The 18,230-nt window shown below is 71.7% G+C and carries 14 protein-coding genes; 4 read left to right on the plus strand and 10 right to left on the minus strand.

Features of this window, described 5'->3' with window-relative positions; all coding sequences use genetic code 11:
* Nucleotides 1-21: 21 nt before the first annotated feature.
* The 3 genes from PVK74_RS09825 to PVK74_RS09835 form a co-directional block, all read right to left on the minus strand.
* Entirely contained in the window at nt 22-1,506 is a 1,485-nt protein-coding gene (locus PVK74_RS09825) for a family 43 glycosylhydrolase (RefSeq protein WP_274478898.1), read from the minus strand.
* Nucleotides 1,507-1,760: 254 nt separating this feature from the next.
* Complete coding sequence (locus PVK74_RS09830; protein ID WP_043322969.1) at nt 1,761-2,213, minus strand: OsmC family protein; 453 nt, start codon at nt 2,211-2,213, stop codon at nt 1,761-1,763.
* 9 nt (nt 2,214-2,222) lie between these two features.
* The gene (locus tag PVK74_RS09835) at nt 2,223-3,020 is read right to left on the minus strand and encodes a TIGR02452 family protein (RefSeq protein WP_043322967.1); all 798 of its coding nucleotides are present in this window, start codon (nt 3,018-3,020) and stop codon (nt 2,223-2,225) included.
* A 128-nt stretch (nt 3,021-3,148) separates the two neighbouring features.
* On the opposite strand from PVK74_RS09835, the gene PVK74_RS09840 reads away from it, so the two are divergent.
* The gene (locus PVK74_RS09840) at nt 3,149-5,581 is read left to right on the plus strand and encodes a NucA/NucB deoxyribonuclease domain-containing protein (protein ID WP_274478900.1); all 2,433 of its coding nucleotides are present in this window, start codon (nt 3,149-3,151) and stop codon (nt 5,579-5,581) included.
* A gap of 11 nt (nt 5,582-5,592) precedes the next feature.
* The gene (locus tag PVK74_RS09845) at nt 5,593-6,303 is read left to right on the plus strand and encodes a hypothetical protein (RefSeq protein WP_233607837.1); all 711 of its coding nucleotides are present in this window, start codon (nt 5,593-5,595) and stop codon (nt 6,301-6,303) included.
* Nucleotides 6,304-6,435: 132 nt separating this feature from the next.
* Here the strand turns inward: PVK74_RS09845 and PVK74_RS09850 are convergent, their stop codons facing one another.
* Genes PVK74_RS09850 through PVK74_RS09880 form a run of 7 tightly spaced genes read right to left on the minus strand, consistent with a single transcriptional unit; the run spans nt 6,436 to nt 15,175 of the window.
* The gene (locus PVK74_RS09850; protein ID WP_166456169.1) at nt 6,436-7,716 is read right to left on the minus strand and encodes a sensor histidine kinase; all 1,281 of its coding nucleotides are present in this window, start codon (nt 7,714-7,716) and stop codon (nt 6,436-6,438) included.
* On the minus strand, nt 7,716-8,387 hold the full coding sequence (locus PVK74_RS09855; RefSeq protein WP_104112254.1) for a response regulator transcription factor: 672 nt from the start codon (nt 8,385-8,387) through the stop codon (nt 7,716-7,718). The genes PVK74_RS09850 and PVK74_RS09855 overlap by 1 nt, the downstream gene beginning before the upstream one ends.
* A 52-nt stretch (nt 8,388-8,439) precedes the next feature.
* Nucleotides 8,440-9,708 carry a cation:proton antiporter gene (locus PVK74_RS09860; protein ID WP_064445490.1) on the minus strand — a complete coding sequence of 423 codons (1,269 nt, stop codon included), beginning with the start codon at nt 9,706-9,708 and terminating at the stop codon, nt 8,440-8,442.
* Nucleotides 9,705-11,039: a cytochrome P450 gene (locus PVK74_RS09865; RefSeq protein ID WP_166456168.1), complete on the minus strand. Its 1,335-nt coding sequence runs from the start codon at nt 11,037-11,039 to the stop codon at nt 9,705-9,707. Before PVK74_RS09865 ends, PVK74_RS09860 begins: the two co-directional genes overlap by 4 nt.
* Entirely contained in the window at nt 11,036-12,109 is a 1,074-nt protein-coding gene (locus PVK74_RS09870; protein WP_064445489.1) for an alpha-hydroxy acid oxidase, read from the minus strand. Before PVK74_RS09870 ends, PVK74_RS09865 begins: the two co-directional genes overlap by 4 nt.
* 1 nt (nt 12,110) lies before the next feature.
* Nucleotides 12,111-13,676 carry an NAD(P)-binding domain-containing protein gene (locus PVK74_RS09875; RefSeq protein ID WP_209962447.1) on the minus strand — a complete coding sequence of 522 codons (1,566 nt, stop codon included), beginning with the start codon at nt 13,674-13,676 and terminating at the stop codon, nt 12,111-12,113.
* Between the two features lie 11 nt (nt 13,677-13,687).
* The gene (locus PVK74_RS09880; protein WP_043322962.1) at nt 13,688-15,175 is read right to left on the minus strand and encodes an HAL/PAL/TAL family ammonia-lyase; all 1,488 of its coding nucleotides are present in this window, start codon (nt 15,173-15,175) and stop codon (nt 13,688-13,690) included.
* 63 nt (nt 15,176-15,238) lie between these two features.
* On the opposite strand from PVK74_RS09880, the gene PVK74_RS09885 reads away from it, so the two are divergent.
* Together PVK74_RS09885 and PVK74_RS09890 are read left to right on the plus strand one after the other, a co-directional pair.
* Nucleotides 15,239-16,783, plus strand: a complete 1,545-nt coding sequence (locus PVK74_RS09885; protein ID WP_043322960.1) for an NAD(P)-binding domain-containing protein — start codon at nt 15,239-15,241, stop codon at nt 16,781-16,783.
* Nucleotides 16,773-18,206 carry a class I adenylate-forming enzyme family protein gene (locus tag PVK74_RS09890; RefSeq protein WP_274478902.1) on the plus strand — a complete coding sequence of 478 codons (1,434 nt, stop codon included), beginning with the start codon at nt 16,773-16,775 and terminating at the stop codon, nt 18,204-18,206. The genes PVK74_RS09885 and PVK74_RS09890 overlap by 11 nt, the downstream gene beginning before the upstream one ends.
* The last annotated feature ends 24 nt before the right edge of the window (nt 18,207-18,230 follow it).

Genomic DNA, 18,230 nt, shown 5'->3' on the forward strand with positions numbered 1-18,230 from the left:
CCAGGTATCGGTGGTCCCGGGTCAGTAGACGTAGGGCCAGGCGTCGGCGTCGTAGCCGATGCGGTTGACGCCGAGCAGCGACGCGCCGTTGTCGGCGTAGTAGTGGTAGAAGAGGACGTCGCCGTCGGTGTCGGCGAGGACCGCCTGGTGGCCGGGCCCGTGCACGCTGCCGTGCGAGGCGAGGATCTGGGTGCCGCCTCCGGCGAGCATGTCCCGGCCGGCGCGGTCCAGGAACGGCCCGGTCGGGCTCGCCGAACGGCCGACCATGATCCGGTACGTGCTGGCGGCGCCCTGGCAGCATCTGTCGAACGAGACGTACAGGTAGTACCAGGCGCCGCGCTTGACCAGGACCGGCGCCTCGATGCCGGGGCCGTAGTTCGCGAGACCGTACATGGCGGTGCCGAGCCGGCGCCCGGTGGCCGGGTCGATCGGGATCATCTTGATGCCGGACCAGAACGAGCCGAAGGTGAGCCACCAGCGGCCCTGGTCGTCGACGGTGAGGTTCGGGTCGATGGCGTTGAAGTCGTCGGTGGTCCGCGACTCGACGACCAGCCCCTCGTTGGTCCAGCTCCCGGAGGCTCCGGTGGCGCTGGTGGCCAGGAAGATCGCCGAACGGTTGGAGCCGAAGGTCGACGCCGAGTAGTACAGGTGATAGCGCCCGTTGCGGTACGACAGGTCGGGCGCCCAGAGGTTGCGCGCGCCACCCGTGTACGTGGTGGTCCACGGCGCGCCACCGGGGAAGACGGTGCCCGCGTTGCGGAAGGCCACCCGGTCGGTGGAGGTCTTCAACGCGATGTCGTCACCGGTGTGCGCGACGAGGTAGGTGCCGTCGGGTCGTCTGACCACCGTCGGGTCGTGCACGCCGATGTCGCCGGTGACCCGGCCGGGCTGCGGATACGCCGGCGCCGGAGTGGTGGGTACCGGAGTGGTGGGTGCCGGGGTGGTGGGTGCCGGGGTGGTCGGCGTCCCGCCGCCCAGGCGGATCAGCTGCCACTGCTGGTTGCCGCCGTCCAGGTCGGAGTAGCCGGCCAGCCGGCCGCCGTCGGCGGTCGACCAGCCCCACACGTCGATCACCTTGTTCCACTGGCGGTTCACGAACCGCACGAACCCGCCCGCGGAGTCCTGCAACCGGAACTGCTGCGTGGCCGACGACCTGTCGGTGGACTGCACCAGCTGGGTGCCGTCGCTGCCGCTCGGCAGCTCCAGCACCTTCCCGCTGTGCCGCGACCGCACCATGTAGAAGCCGCCACCGGCGTCCACGAACTGCCACTGCTGCACCGCGAGGTCGTTGCGCGTCCACTGGTTCACCGGCGCGTTCTCCGCCGTCGACCAGTCGTACAGGTCCATCGCCTTGCCGCTGTGCCGGTTCACGAACACGTACGACGCGGTCGTGTCCACCGTCGCCGCCGACGCGGGCGGCACCCCGGCCAGCGCCCCCGCGCCGAGTGCCAGGGTCGCCGAGACCACCACCGCAACCGTCCGCGTCGTCTGAGCGGTCCGTGCCACCGAAACCTCCCGCGCTTGGTCGCTTCCGCTCCCGAGATCACGAGACGGGGCGAGCGATCATGGCAGCGGCGTTACGTCCGGGTTACCAGTCATGTTTTCGATAACATAGACGGCTGTCAAGGTAATCGAGGGGTCGAAGCTTCCCGAAGGCTTTTCTGTGGCCGGATGGCGACACATGCCGGGACACTGCCTCGGCATTGGTTAGCGTTAACAGACCTGGCGGATCGGCCCGGGTGGCACCGGGCCTCCGGCGGTCACCGAGGCTCGGCCGGGCCCCTGTCGCTCGCGTCCACCATGGTGACGGGGGTGCCCAGCTCCACCGTGCGGGACACGGTGCAGAGCCGGTCGTGTGACTGCCGCAGAGATCGGGGCAGCGCCTCGCGGGCCCGGTCACCGTCCGCGCCGGCCGGAAACGCCACCGCGAAGGTGACGGTGAGGTTCTCCATCCGGTTGCCGGTCTCCGGGTCGCGGATCTTGTCACCGCTCACCGTGACGGCGAACCGGGTCGGTTCGGCGCGCCGGCTGGTCACCAGGTCGACGTCGACGGCGGTGCAGCCGCCGAGCGCCGCCAGCAGCAGTTCCACGGGCGTGAAGGTCGCGTCCTCCCCCGTACCCATCGACAGCTCGCCGCCACGGGCGTTGCGCACGACGTACCTGCCCACGCTGGTGCGCTCGATCTCCACCGACCGGAGCGTGTCCTCACTCATGCGATGAACCTACCGAAAGCGCTCCGCGAACGTGCGGTACACCGGCGTGCCCGGCAGCCCGTCGCGCACGGCGAACACCACCAGGTCGAACCGGTCGACCACCCGGAGCGCGTCGGCGAACGCGCCGGCCACCACGGCCGGGTCGTTGCGGAACACCCCGCACCCCCACGCGCCCAGCACCACTGTCCGATGCCCGTGCGCGGCCGCCACCTCCAGCACCCGCCGGGCCCGCCGGCCCAGCACCGCCGGCACGTCCGGCGCGCGCTCCGGCTGGTTGCGCACGATCGCGCCCAGGTTCGGCGCCGCCGCGGTCAGGAAGGACGTCGTGTACGGCCGGTCGAGCAGGTTCCCCTTGTCGTCACGGAACACCGGCACGCCCGGGGAGTAGACGACGCGGTCGCTGTAGCGCAGATCCCGTTGCCCCCGGTGGAAGGCATAGAAGTCCGGGGCGGCGAGCAGACAGGGATACAGCGCCGACGAGCGGGCGATGCTCTCCTCCTGCGCCTTCGCCCCGCCCAGGAACCCGCCACCCGGGTTCTTCGCCGACGCGAACACCAGACACGCCGCGCCGGGTCCGAGCCGGCGGGCCGCCTGCAACGTCGACTCGTACGTCACCTCGACGGTGTCGGCGCCGGGCTTCGCGCCGTCCAGGTGGAGGGCCTCGTCCGGCAGGTGCTCACGGGTGCCGTCGACCGCGGCGCGTACCGCCGCTTCGATCGTGATGTCCTCGCCGGCATTGTTGCGGTAGCGCCCCGACTCGGCGATCGCGACCGTCTGCCGGGCGATCTCGCGGAGACGGCTGCTCATCCGGAACGCCCGTCGATGTCGTGCATGATCGGCAATCTAGGCAGCCCTCACCGCGACGGGCAACCGATTAGTGACCTCCGCTCCGGCCACGTCGCCTGGTGCGACCGGGCGACGAGGGGGCCACCACGATGGACCGCGCCTTGCTAATGTCCGCCCAACCATTGATTGGCGTCATTCATACGGGGGTAGGCATGGCCAACCATGGGCACGACAGGCATTTCAGCAGATTCTTACGAGCTACGGCGCTCGCCGTCTCGCTCATCCTCCCCGTCGGCCTGGTGAGCCAGCCGGCTGCCGAGGCGACTCCGGCCGAGCAACTTCCCGCGTGCGCGGACCCGTCGGTGCCGGAGGACGTCAACCACGCCTCCATCCGGCTCGAAGGGCCGACGACCGGGACCGAGGTCGCGGTCGACGAGCACGGGAAGATCGCTCTCAGCGGCTTCCTGCACAAGAACGCCACCATGGTCGACGTCTCGGTCGGCCGGCTGACCACCACCGACATCACCCTCGGGCCGCCGCCGGCCGGTGTGTCGGACTGGTCGGCGTCGTGGACCGCCAGTCTTCGCCCGGCGGAACTGGGCGAGAACGAGGTGTGCGCCCGCGCCGAACGCGAACCCGGACGCTACGCCCGGATCCTGCGGTCCGTCACCGTGGTGGACCTGCTCCCGCCGAGCGCCGTCCCGGACCTGACCGTCGGCGCGATCACGGCGACCACGGCCAAGGCGACCTGGGGCGAGGCCACGGACAACTACGGCCTTGCCGGGTACGAGATCACCGTCGACGGCGGAACCCCGCACCGGACCACCATCGGCACCCGGTCGTACTCCATCACCGGGCTGTCGCCGTCCACCAACCACACGGTTTCCGTGGTCGCCGTCGACCTGGCCGGCAACAAGTCCGCGACCCGCGCCACGGCGTCCTTCACGACGGCCGCCGCCCCGCCGCCACCGGATCCCGACGCCGACCTGGTCCTCGACCCGGAGCAGGGTGCCGCCACGGCAACATGGCATCCCGACCCCGCAACCGAGACCAGCTACCGCGCCTACCTCGACGGCCAGTTGTACGACGAGTTCTCGCTGACCCACTTCTGCCAGGACGCCGACGGCAATCCGGCGAACCCGTGCACGGCGGGGAACAGCATCGTCCTTCCGATCGGCCCCCTGGAGGAGTACACGCCGTACACGTTCCGGGTCGAGGCGCTACGCGCCGACCGCACGGTGGCCCGTGAGATCTCCGCCGACTTCACCACCATGATCAATACGGACGAGGTGTCTCCCGCCGCCACCCAGCAGGCGGCAAGCGAAGGCTCTCAGTGCGCCGGGAGCGGCGGAGACTTCTACCTCGCTGCGGACTCGCGTACCAGTGTCACGGTGCCGGCCGGCAGCACGGAGCTGTTCCCGGGCTGCTACACCGTCTCGAACGACAGCTGCCTGGACGCCTTCCTACCGCCGTCCGGGGAGAAGCTCGTCAACTGCGCGGACAGCCTCACCCAGCTTCTCTTCTCGGCGGCACCGCCCGGCCGTGGCCCGGTGATCTCCTCGGTGGACCCGGTCCCCGGTCGCGTCTCGACGCTGTTCGATCCGGGCAATGCGACGATGCCGATCACCTGGTGCGCCCAGAACACCACCACGTGCACGCTCGTGCTGGCGCCTGCCGCGCAGGCCGTCCGGCTCGTCGCAGTCGCGCCCGCTGCCGCCGTCGGCACCTCCTGGGTCGTCGTCGCTCTCTCGGGAATCGGCATCGGACTCGCGCTCTGGGCGCTGCTCGAGATCCTCTTCCCCGGTCAGATCGGCATCCACGGCATCCTCGAGTACCCGATCCGCCACGACACCGACTTCGACACGTTCGAGAACTGGGGCGCGGACGAGGGCGAGTGGTACAACAGCTTGAAGATCTACGCGGAGGTGATCAAGACGACGAAGCTGGTGGCCGACCGGGACGGCATTCCCTTCGCCTGGACCAACGCCGAGGACGGCCGGCTCAAGCGGATCATCGATGCGGCGTGCACCGCCCAGCGTGGCACCCAGGGTACGGCCGGCTGCGACAACGGCTTCGCCGTCTACGTCCCCGGTGGCGTGTCCTACGACCTCCGGCCCATGAAGGAGACCGGGACCCACATCGTGACGGCGATGGGTGACGGTGGATATCCGCAGCCACCGACGCGGGCCCAGTGGTTCTACCCGGCTCGCAGCCAGGGCGGTCGGGCCGCCATCGACGCCGGCTATCCACGCCGGTGGTTCAACACCCATTTCACGCCGAACGAGTGCACCGGGCGCGCGCCGGGAACCGTGTGCGACGAGTTCCCGTTCTGGGTGACCAACCAGGCGGTGAACCTGTCGGGCGAGCGCGCTTCCCTGAAGCCGGTTCCACCGTCGGAGTCGAGCCCGCAGGGCACCGAGATGTCGGCGTTCTTCCGCAAGTGCGAGGTCGCCGACGGAGAGCGGTTCATCGTGCTGCCGGTGAAGCCGTGGGTCGCGGCGAACGGGCCGAGCTTCGGGTTCCGGGTCAGTGAGGGCGGGGCCAGCATGTGCATGAGCCCCAAGCCGGCGGCGGCTCCCTGATGCTCGACGACATGCGCGTACTGCGTGACGCCGTCGCGGAGTACCGTGCGGCGGCGACCGCGGCCGGCCTCGACTGGCCCGAGCACGCCGAGGCGCCCGCCGGGCAGCCGCCCGGCTCGGTCTACCGCATCTTCGGCGTGGACCACGTCGCGGAGCAGCTGACCTGGTTCCAGTCACAGAACTGGCCGCCCCGGCGGCTGCTTCCCAACGGCGGCTGGATCATGCCGTGGCCGGCCGACGGGGGCGAGGAACTCGACACCCTGGCCATCTCGATCGGCACGCCGTTCCCGTGGCGGCACCAGGTGCGCTTGTTCAACTTCGAGCATCTGGTCTACACGTTCGTGCTCGCCGGCGAGTACGAGGGCGAGATCTGGCGTTACGAGTTCACCCCCGACGTCTGGGGTTCGGCTCGTGCCGCCACCAGCCTCGCCGCGCTCTTCACCGGCTGGACGAAGGGGATCGCCGCCGGCGCGGTCGTCCACGATGACCTCAACGGCTGGCTCCAGGTCAGGGAAGACGGGCAGGACGAGGTAGCCGTGCTCCGGGAACGGGTTCCCGACGTCGATTTCCTGACCTTTCCGGTGTATGTGGCGGACGAGTCACTGCTGCGGGCGCGGCAGCGCGAATGCGGGGTCGACATGGACTGCATCGAGCGGGGATTCGACTGCTACGAGGAACTGTCCGACACGGTGCGGGCCACTCGGAGGTCGCTCGGCATCTGACCCGGCACCGCGGGCCGGGGGATGCCCGGGTTCGCACCGGCGATCTCATCCGTCGCTCCGAGCGCACTGGCGGCCAGTGCGCTCGGAGCGACCACGCGGCGTCCCGGTGTGGCAATCCGTCCCGTCCGGCGATCACGTACCGGCGCCGAGCTGCCACATCCGAAGGTTCCTGATCCGCGCGGCCCGACCCGTGGTAGCCGACGATCCCGCCGTGGGAAGGCGCACCGTGAAGCGGGCTCCCCGGCCCGGATGACCCTCCGCCTCGATTGTGCCGTGGTGGCTCGTGACGACCTCCTGAAGCAGCGCCAGTCCCAGGCCGAAGCGGCGGTCCCCGGCGCCCGCGCCACGGTGGAACCGGTCGAAGATCCGCCGGGCGTCCGCCTGGTCGAAGCCCTTGCCGGTGTCGGCGATCACGAACTCCGCGGCGTTGTCCACCGCCCGCAGCGTCACGGTGATCCGGCCTCCCGCGGGGGTGTGGGCGAGCGCGTTCGCCAGCAGTTCGCCGACGACCCGGCGCAGGGCCGACTCGACACCCGGCACCGGCAGCGGGTCACCCGGGACGTCCAGGACGAGCGTGACCTGGCGCTCGGCTGCCCGGTCACCCTCGGCGGCGACTGTCGTACCGATCAGCGCGGTGAGGTCGACCGGCGGGTCCGGCTCCCGGTCGGCGGGCGCGGCGGCGAGCCGGGCGGAGAGCAGCAGGTCGTCGACGATCTCGCCGAGCCGGCGCGTGGTGCCGATCAGCCGTTCCAGGTCGTCCAGGTTCGTGGCGGCGCCGTCGTTGCGTGCCCGGCGCGCGATCAGCTGGGCCCGGGTGTGCACCTGGGCGATCGGCGTCCTCAGCTCGTGGCTGGCGTCCGCGACGAAGCGGCGCTGCCGGGTCAGCGCCTCCGCGAGCGGCGCGACGGCACGGCGGCCGACGAGCACACCGGTGAGCACGGCGGCGAGCAGCCCGGCCGCAGCCGCGAGACTGAACGCGAGCAGGAGGTGCCGGCGGTCGGAGAGCTGGAAGCGGGCGTCGAACACCGCCTGGACGACGGTGTCGCCGCGCGCCTCGGTGCGTACGTGGTACGTGGTGCCGTTACGCGCGACGGTGGTGATCTCGGTGGTCCGGTTCGCCGCCACGGTGGCCAGCGTGTCGTGCAACGGGAAGCCCGGTGGCGGCGGGTTCGCGCCGGTGCGCACGGTGGCGCCGTCGTACCGGAAGATCCAACTGCATGCGGGCGGCCCGGCGATCGTCCCGTGTTCCGTGCCCCACGCCAGCTCACGCTGGATCTGCGCCTCCTGGCCGCGGACCAGGACCGCGTAGGAGATGCCACCGGCCAGCAGGAGCAGGCCGCCGATGGTGAGGCCGACGAGCAGGCCGATCCGTAGCCGGGCCCGTCTGACGATCGCCTTCTCGACCGCCTCCATCAGAGGGTCCCGAGGCGGTAGCCGAGACCGTGCACGGTGCGTACCACCGCGCGGCCGAGCTTGCGCCGCAGGTAGTAGACGTACGTGTCCACTATCGATGCGCCGGCAGCCTCCTCGAAGACCTTGCGGCGCAGCACGGCTCGCGGATGGACGGCGTTCGGCCGGGCCGCCAGCACCCGCAGCAGCTCGAACTCGCGGGTGGACAGCGCCACCCGGGTGCCGTCGGGCAGCACCGCCTCGCGCGGTCCCAGGTCGAGTCGCCCCGCGCCGATGCGCAGCACGTCGGTCGGCTCGGGCCGGCGCCGGCACAGCGCCCGGACCCGGGCGCTCAGTTCGTCGAGGTCGAACGGTTTGACCAGGTAGTCGTCGGCGCCCGCGTCCAGCCCGGCGATCCGGTCGTCGACGGTGCCGAGGGCGGTGAGCATCAGGGTCCGGGCCGGGACCGCCCGGGCGCGCAGGCGGGTGACCAGGTCGAGGCCGTCGAGCGCCGGCAGCATCCGGTCGATGACCATCACGTCGTACGGGCGGGTCAGCCCGAGATGCAGCCCGCGCTGGCCGTCGAAGGCCTGGTCGACCAGGTAACCTTCGTGGCCGAGCGTCTCGGTGAGCATCTCGGTCAGATCCGCGTCGTCCTCGACCAGCAACAGCCGGTTCGATGTTCCGCCCCGCATATGTTAACGATCTCATAGATGGTTGACGATGGAAGCGTCAGTACTTGCCTCTTCAACTATCTGAAACCGCCAGCGCGGGCGTCCGTACGCCGTCGGGCTGCCGCGCCTCCCGGCGCTCGATCCAGCTCAGCGCCGGCGTCGTCATCAGCGTGGTGACAAGCGCGACCAGCACCAGCACGGTGAACAGGGCGGGGCTCACGATGCCCGCCTCCAGCCCGACGTTCAGCGCGATGAGCTGCATCAGGCCACGGGCGTTCATCAGCGCGCCGACCCGCATCGCGACGCTCGACGGCTCACCCCGCAGCCGGGCCGCCGCCCAGCAGGCGCCGAACTTGCCGGCGATCGCCGCCGTCACGCAGGCCAGCGCGAACAACAGCACCGGCGGCGAGGCGAGCAGGCCGAACTCCGTACGCAGGCCCGAGTAGGTGAAGAACAACGGCAGGAAGAGCGTCGCGGCGACCGGTGTGAGCGTGTCCACCACCTTGTCGGTGTTGTCGGTGCGGGGCATCACCACGCCGACCGCGAACGCGCCGAAGACCGCGTACAGCCCGATCTCGTCGGTGTACCAGGCGACCAGGAACAGCAGGGCGACGGTGCCGAGCAGCCGGGCGCGGTCGTTGAGGGCCCGGTGGGTCATCAGCGTGGCGGCGGCCGTACGCCCGCCGAACCAGAGCACCAGCCCGAACAGGACCGCTCCGCCCGCGGTGACGATCGCCGGACCGGCCCGGCCGGACGCGACCGCCAGCACGGCGGCCAGCATGATCCAGGCGACCACGTCGTCGATCGCGCCGCTGGCCAGGGCGAGCGTGCCGTGCCGGGTGCCGGCGTGCCCTTTCTCGGTGATGATCCGGGCCAGCATCGGGAACGCGGTGATGGCCAGGGCGACGCCGACGAACGCGGCCGAGACCCCGAGTGACGTCCCGTCGGCCTGGATCGGCACAACGCCCGCCGTCACCAGCACCAGCAGCGCCCCCAGCAGCAGCGGCGCGGTGACTCCGGCCAGCGAGATCACGCCGGCGGTGCCGGCGAGCCCGGTGACCCGATGGCTGCTGAACGCGTACCCGGCCTGGAACATGAACAGCACCAGGCCGACCTGACCCACGATGTAGAGGACCGGGAGCAGGGGTGCCGGGAACAGGGCGTTCTGCACGTCCGGCAGGAGGAGCCCGAGCAGCGACGGGCCGAGCAGTACGCCGGCGAGCATCTCGCTGACCACGGCGGGCTGGCCCGCCTTGCCGAGCAGCCACGCGACCCCTTTGCAGAAGATCAGGATCACCGTGACCGCGATGAAGAACCGTGGCGCCAGCTCCGTTGGTGTCATCGGACAGCCCTCTCGAAGTAGTCGGTGCACAACCGCTGCCGGCGGGCGTCGACCACCATCCAGGTGCCGAACACCAGTTGCCGGATACTGCGGCCCACGTCGGCCCACCGGTCCCGCGACCGCATCGCGGCCAGCCGCAGCCGCCCCGGCGGGGGGCTCCCGACCGGTGTCAGATACGCCGGGCCCCGGCTGGGCAGCGACCGGGTGTGTGAGACGGAGGAGGTCAGCACGTAGCGGCGCAGCACCTCGCGGGTCGCGGCGCGCATCATCACCGGCGCGACGCCGCGGGCCGGGCAGGCGCGGTTCGCGGTGACCCCGTACGGGATGAAGTGCGCGTCGCCGCGCTTGAGCGTCAACCACCGGTCCGGGTCGAACCGGTCGTCACCGGCGGCCCCACCGCGGTGGAACGCCAGGTAGTTGAAGAGCAGCACCGTTCCGGCCGGCAGCGACACGCCGGTGGGCAGCGCGATCGGCGCCGAGGTGATCCGGTGCGCGACGCCGAAGAGCGGGTGCACCCGCAGCGTCTCGTCGATCACCCGGTCCAGCGCGTCGTCACCGTCCAGCCCGCGCTGCACGTCGGGGTGCGTGGCGAGGGCGAGCAGCACGTGCGCCATCGCCTCGGACATCTGCACCACGGCGGTGTTGAAGAACGCGCCCTGGAGATACCAGGCCGTCTCCTGGGCGGTGAACGGCGGCGGCAGCGTCACCGGGCAGGTGCCCGCCTCGATCCGGTCGCGCAGATACCCGGTCAGCCGCTCGCGCCGCCGCATGTGCCGCAGTCCGGTGCACTTCAGCCCGCTGACCACGTCGTCGGCGTTGGCGACGATCAGCGCCCGCGCGTGCGGCGGGCACGCCTCGCCGAAGACGAGCTCGTAGTAGACCTCGGCCCAGACCGGCATCATCAGGTCGCGCAGCCGGACGTGGCTGGTCCGGTCGGCCGGCAACCGATCGAGCACCCGCCGGGTGGCGGCGGTGGCGAGAGCGTCGCAGCGCTCGCGGCGTACCGCGAGCACCCGCCGGGTCGTGGCGGCGACGGTGCGGTAGCGCTCCCCCGGCTCCAGATGTTCCTGGTGCATGTGCGGTCCGGGCGCCAACCAGTACCAGAACAGGTCCGACAGCCCGGCCCCGCGGCTGCGTCCGTCCGCCGCAGGATCGGCGTACACCCGCTCGAAGTGCTCCATGCCGACGACGGGGCCCGGCACCGGAACGCCTTCGACACCGTTGACTCTGACGAACACCCACTCCCGCAGCCGGACCACGGTGCGGGGCAGCCAGTACGGCACGGTCCACCCGATCCCGGCCAGGACCAGCAGGACGATCAGGGCGCTCATCCGCACGCCACCGTGGCGACCAGGTCGTCGCGCAGGTCGGCCGGCCCGGTGACGCCGGCCAGCGTCAGCGTCCGGTCGAGGTCGGCGTGGAGCAGGTCGAGCACGTGGCGTACCCCGGCGGCGCCGCCCACCGCGAGCCCCCACAGCACCGGACGGCCGACCAGCACCGCGCTCGCGCCGAGCGCCAGCGCCACCAGGACGTCGGCGCCCCGGCGGACACCGCCGTCGAGCAGCACCGGCAGCCGCCCGCCGACGGCCTCGACCACCGCGGGCAGCGCGTCCAGGGTGGCCAGCGCGCCGTCGAGCTGCCGGCCCCCGTGGTTGGAGACCAGCAGACCGTCGAGACCGTACGAGACGGCCAGCGCCGCGTCCGCCGGATGCAGCACCCCCTTCAGCAGGATCGGCAGCGCGGTGATCTCGCGCAGCCGGGCGATCCGGGCCCAGTCCAGCCCGGCGTCCATCTCGATGTCCCGCACCCGGCCGGTCGCGTCGCGCATGTTCTCGCAGCTCAGCCCGGCCGGCAGGTCGACGAAGCCGTGCCGCAGGTCGCGTTCGCGCCGGCCGAACACGGGCGAGTCGACGGTGACGACCAGAGCGCTGCACCCGGCCGCCTCCGCCCGCCGTACCACCGATGCGGTGAAGTCGAGGTCCGGCTGCGGGTACAGCTGGAACCAGAGCGGCCCGCCGGCGGCGGCGATCTCCTCGACCGGGCGGGTGGCCGCCATGCTGACCACCATGATCGTGCCCGCCTCGGTGGCGGCGCGGGCGGTGGCCACCTCGCCCTCGGGGTGGGCCAGCCGGTGGAACGCGGTCGGCGCGATCAGCACCGGCATCGAGATCCGGCTGCCGAACAGGGAGACCCGCAGGTCGCGCCGGGCGGCGCCGCGCAGGACGCGGGGCACCAGGTAGCGCCGGGCGAAGGCCGCCTCGTTGGCGCGCACCGTACGTTCCTCGCCGGCTCCGCCGGAGAAGAAGTCCCAGTGCACCGGGTCCAGGCGGCCCCGCGCGTCGGCGGCCAGCTCGGCCAGGTTCAGCGCCGGACCGTCCAGCGCCGCGTCGAGCGGGCGCATCTCAGCTCTCGGCACTGCTCAGGCAGCTGTCGACGAACGCGACGAGCGGCGCGACGTGGGTCTCCGGCCGGTCCCACCGGTTCTCCAGGTTCTCCGCCAGGTGGTGGGTGGCGACGACCCGGCCCGCCCGGTGATGGCGGACGACCGGATGCAGGTAGGCGGCGTCGTGGGCCTGGCCGGCGACGTCCTGGGCGACCCGGTTGACGGTGACGTCGAACGGGTCCACCTGGTCGTGCTCGGGACCGTACTCCAGGGTGACCACGAAGGCGTGCTCGTAGTCGTGGTCGGAAGTACGCAGGCCGGTGCCGGTGAAGTACTCGACGGGCACCTCCTCGTGGTAGCGCGCGTCGGACCCGGCGACGGTGACCACGTCGGCGAGGAAACCGAACTGCTGCCACAGCGCGGAGGTGCGGTTGACCCGCGCGACGACGGCGTCGGCGATCAGCTCCCCGGTGGCGTCCAGCTTCTCCGCCGGCCACGGCGTGTCCCCGTACCGCCGCTCCAGGATCCGGTGCAGCGCCCGGACGGCGTACCGGAAACCGTGGATGAAGCCGCTCGTCGAGCGTTTGAAGTCCCGCTCCTGGCTGATCGTGCCGGCGAAGTAGAGGCCGGGCACGTTCACCGACTCCCACTCCGGGGTCTGCGCCGGAAAGCGGTCCCGGATGGCGAGTTGCGGACGGCAGGTGTCGTCGAAGATGGACGCGTCGAAGGCGAACCCGGTGCAGGCGAGCACCCGGTCGTACCGCAGCTCCTTGACCACCTCGTCGGCGCGGGAGAACGAGAAGGTCACAGTGAAGCCGTCGCCGTCGCGCTCGATGCGCTTGACGTCGCCGTCGAGGATCGCGTTCGCCGACTTCAGCTGGTAGGTGTCCAGGAAGTTGTTGTTCACCGCGCGCAGGTGTCCCACGTAGTGCGTGCGCCAGGCCATCCGGATCGAACTCGGCCCGGCCACGTGGATCAGCGTGGTGGTCTCCATCAGGTTGTCCGCGGTCTCGAACGCGGAGTTCCCCTTGCCGATGATCAGCACCTTCTGGTCCAGGTAGTCGCGCGGGTCGACGGACATCTCCGCGTACTGCTCGGCGAGTTCCAGGCCCGGGATCTCCGGCCGGTACGGCTGCGAGACGCCGGTGGCGACGACGAGCCGTCGCGCCCGGAACACCTCCTCCCCCGCCCGGACCTCGAACACCCCGTCGACCTTGCCGACCGACGTCACGCGGCAGCCGTACCGGACACGCGCCCCCGTCTTCGCGGCGAAGTCGGCCAGGTAGCGGACCATCACGTCGGCGTCGGGGAAGTACCGCTCGGTGTAGCCGGTGAACCGCAGCGCCGGGTCGTCGCTGAGCAGCGAGTTCCAGTCCAGCCGCAGGTTCAGCTCCGGATCGTCGGAGCCGGTGTGCGGCTTGTTGATGGAGATCAGTTGCCGGTGGCGGGGGAAGGTGGCGAAGAACGCCCCCGGTATCCCCGCCTGTTCCAGGACCAGATAGTCGCGCTTGCCGTCGGCCTCCAGCAGGGCCGCGAGCTGCAGGCCGGCCGGTCCGGCTCCGACGATCAGGTAGTCAAGCGTCATGTGCGTCCACCTCAGGAGAAGGAAACGGAGAAATCGGCGATCACATCGGCGGCGCGCCGAACGTCGGCGTCCAGCGGCCGGTCCGGGTCGATCGGCGGTACGACAGCGGCCACCGCGGCCAGCGCCTCGGCACAGCCGGGCGCGGTCGGCGCACGCGCGCCGACGTACGCCGCCTGGCGCAGTCCCACCGCGAGCGATCCGACGATCAGGTGCAGCAGCCGGGTCTGGTCCAGCGCCCGCAGCGCGGCCTGGGTGCCGAGCGGGACGACGTCCTGGTTGTGCAGGTTGGTCGGCACGCTCTGCATGCTCGCGGGCATGGTGTCCCGGCGGATCTCGGTGATCAGGGCGGTCGCCGCCAGTTGCACGCCCTGGAGACCGTGCTGCTGTCCCGGGCCGGCGGCCAGCATCGGCGGCAGGCCGCCGTTGCGGTTCGGGTCGACGAGCAGATCCAGTTGCCGTTCGGCGAGGTTGCCGACCTGCGCCACGACCATCGACAGCACGTCGGCGGCGAACGCGGCCGGCTGCCCGAAGAAGTTGCCGCCGTGCACGACGAGGTCCTCGTCGGGAAAGAACAGCGGGTTGTCGGTCACGCTCGCGAGGTCGGCCCCGACGACGGCGTCGACGTAGCGCAGCGCGTCCTCGGCCGCGCCGAGCAGTTGCGGCGCGCACCTGATGCTGTACGGCTCCTGCAACGGGCGCGCCCCGGACGCGACGATCCCGGCGCCGACCCGCCGCATCCGCGCGCCCACGTCGACCGCGCCCGGATGGCCGTACGCGGCCAGCAGCCGGGCGTCGAGGAACTGCGTGTCGCTGCCCAGCAGATCGGCGAGCAGGCAGGTGAGCACCTGGACCGCCCGGTGCGCGCAGCGGGCCGCGTCCAGCGCCAGCGCCGTCGCCGCGGTGGTCAGCGACGTGCCGTTGACCAGGGCGAGCGCGTCCCGCCCGTCCAGCGGCAGCGGTTCCAGGCCGGCCCGCTGCAGCGCCTCGGCCGCCGGTAGCCGTACCCCGTCCAGGTAGGCGTGCCCACGGCCCCGTAACGCCTGGGCGGCGGCGCCCAGCGGGATCAGGTCACCGCTGGCGCCGACCGAACCCAGCCGAGGCACCGCGGGGACGAACGTGGTCGCGAGCATCGCCGCGAGCGCGTCGATGACGTGCGGCGAGACCCCCGACGCGCCCCGGGCCAGCGACGCGGCCCGCAGCAGCAGAGTCGCGCGGACCACCTCCGGGTCGAGTTCCGGGCCCTGCCCCGCGCCGAGGTGGGCGAGCGTGTTGTCGGCCTGGTCGCGCAGGTCGGCGCGGCCCGCGTACCCGACGAGAGCGCCGAAGCCGGTGGTCGCGCCGTACACCGCACGGTCGTCGCCGAGCACCGCGGACAGGAAGGTACGGGCGGCCGTGACGCGCTCCCTGGCCTGTGCTCCGACCACGACCTTGACCGGGTCACGGGCGGCACGGAGGTCGGCGATCCGCAGTGGGACATCGAGGTCCACCTCTGTCGTCATGCGATCGCACCCTAGAGACGAATTCTCAGAACGCTCTGAGATCGAGTCGCTACGTTGCGGCGCATGACGGTCGACTATCTGATCATCGGAGCCGGACCGGCCGGGTTGCAGCTCGCTCACCTGCTGGAGCGCGACGGCCGCGACTACCTGGTCCTGGAGGCCGGCCCGGCGCCGGGCACGTTCTTCACCACCTACCCCCGGCACCGGCAACTCATCTCGATCAACAAGGTCTGGACCGGGTCCGACGATCCGGAGTTCAACCTGCGCGCGGACTGGAACTCGCTGCTCACCGACGATCCGGCGCTGCTGTTCAAGAACTACAGCCGCCGGTACTTCCCGGACGCGGCCGACCTGGTGCGCTACCTCGCCGACTTCGCACGCGGCCTCCGGGTCAGGTACGACACCCGGGTCACCCGGATCGCGCGCGACGGCGACCTGTTCACCGTCGACACCGGCGACGACACCCTCACCGCCCGCCGGGTGGTCGTCGCCACCGGCGTGTCCCAGCTGTACGTCCCGCCGATCGAGGGCGCCGCGCTCGCCGAGCGGTACGACACGGTCAGCGTCGACCCGGACGACTTCACGAACCAGCGCGTCCTCATCATCGGCAAGGGCAACTCGGCCTTCGAGACCGCTGACGCCCTGGTCGAGACGGCCGCTGTCATCCACGTCGCCGGCCCGCACTCGATCAAGCTGGCGTGGCAGTCGCACTACGTCGGGCACCTGCGCGCGGTGAACAACAACTTCCTCGACACGTACCAGCTCAAGTCGCAGAACGCGGTCCTCGACGGCGTCGTCGAGCGGATCGCCCGGCGCGACGACGGCGGCTACCGGATCGACTTCCGGTACGCCCGCACGGTCGAGGCGATCCGGCAGATCGACTACGACCGGGTCATCCTCTGCACCGGATTCCGGTTCGACGCGAGCATCTTCGACCCGTCCGCCCGGCCGCGGCTGGTCATCAACGACCGCTTCCCGGAGCAGACCCCGGCGTACGAGTCGGTGAACGTGCCCGGCCTCTACTTCGCCGGCACCCTCACCCAGCAGCGCGACTTCAAGCGCTCGACGAACGGGTTCATCCACGGCTTCCGGTACGGCGTGCGGGCCCTGCACCGCATCCTCGGCGCCCGCCACCACGACACCCCGTGGCCGGCCACGCCGCTGGAACCCACCCCGGAGGCGATCGCCGACGCGGTCATCGCCCGGATCAACCGCACCTCCGCGCTGTGGCAGCAGTTCGCGGTCCTCGGCGACGTCGTCGTCGTCGACGGCGACACCGCGCGCTACCACGAGGAGGTGCCCGTCGCGTACGTGCACGACGGCGGCCTGGGCCCGGAGCCGTTCGCGTTCGTGGTCACCCTGGAGTACGGGCCGGACCACGACCAGGTCGACCCGTTCGACGTCACGGTGCCGCGGATCGCCGAGAACGACGCCGCGCACGCGCACGACGCCAGCTACCTGCACCCGGTCGTCCGGGTCCATCGCGGCGGCCGGGTCGTCGCGACGCACCACCTCGCGGAGAACCTGGAGAACCACTGGAATCTGCCGGACGTGCACCACCAGCCGCTCGTGCTCTTCGTCAAGGGCGTGCTCTCCGATGCCGGCTGAGGTCTGGCCGCAGCCCGTGCTGGACCTGCTCGCCACCGGTGACGACCGGCCGGTCTTCGAGGACGGCGACCAGACCGTGACCACGGCCCAGATGTACCGGCTGGTCCGGCGCATCGCCGCCGGGCTCCGGGCCGCGGGGGCCGGCCCCGGCGTCGGGGTGGCCCTGCGGCTCGGCGTCACCGCGGAGGCGTTCGCGGCGATCATCGCGGCGTTCGCGGTCGGCGCCCGGGTATCCGGAATCCGCCCCGACCTGACACCGGCCCACCGCGCCTGGCAACTCGGCGAGAACACGCTGCTGGTCGACGACGCCCGGGTCGCCGAGTTGGCGGGCACCCCCGACGACGGAAGGCCGCTGATCGCCGCCGGTCGCCCGGACGACGTCGCCCGGATCGTCTGGACCAGCGGCAGCACCGGCAGCCCGAAGGGCTGCGCGCAGACGTACGCGGCGATGAGCGCGGCCTGGGCCCCGTACCCGGACCGGTGGCCCCCGGCGGTCGCCGACCTCGCCACCCGGCTCCAGCGGTACCTGGTCTTCGGCTCGCTGAGCAGCCAGGTGATGCTGGAGTACGGCATCCTCACCCTGGCCGCGGGCGGCACCCTCGTCGCGGCCCGGCCCCCGGGTTTCCCCGGCATGATCGCCCGGCACCGGGCGACCGCCAGCGTCATCACCGTGGGCAAGCTGTACCAGCTCGTGCGCGACCAGCGCGCCGATCCGGTCGACCTGAGCAGCCTGCGGGCCCTGCTGGTGTCCGGCTCCCCACTCCCACCGGGCCGGCTGGCCGAGGCGCTCGACGTGCTCGGCCCCGTCGTCTTCCACGGCTACGGCCAGACCGAGACCGGGATGATCACGATGGTGACGCCGGCCGAGATGCTCGCGTCCCCGGCCGCGCTCGCCTCGGTCGGCCGCCCACCGGCGGTGACCGCGCTGTCCATCCGGGACGCCGACGGCCGGCCCGCCACCGAAGGGGAACTGTTCGTGCGGACACCGGCGCAGGCCACCGCCTACTGGGACGACCCGGACGAGACCGCCGACGTGTTCGTCGACGGCTGGGTGCGCACCCGTGACCTGGCCCGGCTGGACGGCGACGGCTACCTGCACCTGCTCGGCCGGATCCGGGACGTCATCATCGTGCACGCCAACCTGGTGTACGCGGGCCCGATCGAACGGGTCCTCGCCGCCGATCCCACGGTCGCCGAGGCGTACGTCGTCGGCCGTCCCGACGACGTCACCGGGGAGGCGGTGCACGCGTACGTGGTGCCGGCCGCCGGTCACGACATCGATGCCGGGCGGCTGCGTGCCGTGGTGACGGAGGCGCTGGGCGACTCGTCGGCACCGAAGACGATCCAGGCCATCGAGCGGGTTCCGGTGGCGGCGAGCGGCAAGCCGGACAAGCGCGCCCTGGCGTACCCGACACCCACATGACCTTCACCGGTCGTCACCGTCGGC

This window comes from Micromonospora chalcea, from assembly GCF_028768405.1.
Taxonomy (GTDB): domain Bacteria; phylum Actinomycetota; class Actinomycetes; order Mycobacteriales; family Micromonosporaceae; genus Micromonospora; species Micromonospora chalcea.

Coding starts and splice junctions, on each gene's coding strand:
- PVK74_RS09880 (WP_043322962.1), bottom strand. CDS start 15,175: ATGACGACAGAGGTGGACCTCGATGTCCCACTGCGGATCGCCGACCTC.
- PVK74_RS09870 (WP_064445489.1), bottom strand. CDS start 12,109: ATGCGCCCGCTCGACGCGGCGCTGGACGGTCCGGCGCTGAACCTGGCC.
- PVK74_RS09830 (WP_043322969.1), bottom strand. CDS start 2,213: ATGAGTGAGGACACGCTCCGGTCGGTGGAGATCGAGCGCACCAGCGTG.
- PVK74_RS09840 (WP_274478900.1), top strand. CDS start 3,149: ATGGACCGCGCCTTGCTAATGTCCGCCCAACCATTGATTGGCGTCATT.
- PVK74_RS09850 (WP_166456169.1), bottom strand. CDS start 7,716: ATGGAGGCGGTCGAGAAGGCGATCGTCAGACGGGCCCGGCTACGGATC.
- PVK74_RS09860 (WP_064445490.1), bottom strand. CDS start 9,708: ATGACACCAACGGAGCTGGCGCCACGGTTCTTCATCGCGGTCACGGTG.
- PVK74_RS09890 (WP_274478902.1), top strand. CDS start 16,773: ATGCCGGCTGAGGTCTGGCCGCAGCCCGTGCTGGACCTGCTCGCCACC.
- PVK74_RS09865 (WP_166456168.1), bottom strand. CDS start 11,039: ATGAGCGCCCTGATCGTCCTGCTGGTCCTGGCCGGGATCGGGTGGACC.
- PVK74_RS09885 (WP_043322960.1), top strand. CDS start 15,239: ATGACGGTCGACTATCTGATCATCGGAGCCGGACCGGCCGGGTTGCAG.
- PVK74_RS09835 (WP_043322967.1), bottom strand. CDS start 3,020: ATGAGCAGCCGTCTCCGCGAGATCGCCCGGCAGACGGTCGCGATCGCC.
- PVK74_RS09855 (WP_104112254.1), bottom strand. CDS start 8,387: ATGCGGGGCGGAACATCGAACCGGCTGTTGCTGGTCGAGGACGACGCG.
- PVK74_RS09845 (WP_233607837.1), top strand. CDS start 5,593: ATGCGCGTACTGCGTGACGCCGTCGCGGAGTACCGTGCGGCGGCGACC.
- PVK74_RS09875 (WP_209962447.1), bottom strand. CDS start 13,676: ATGACGCTTGACTACCTGATCGTCGGAGCCGGACCGGCCGGCCTGCAG.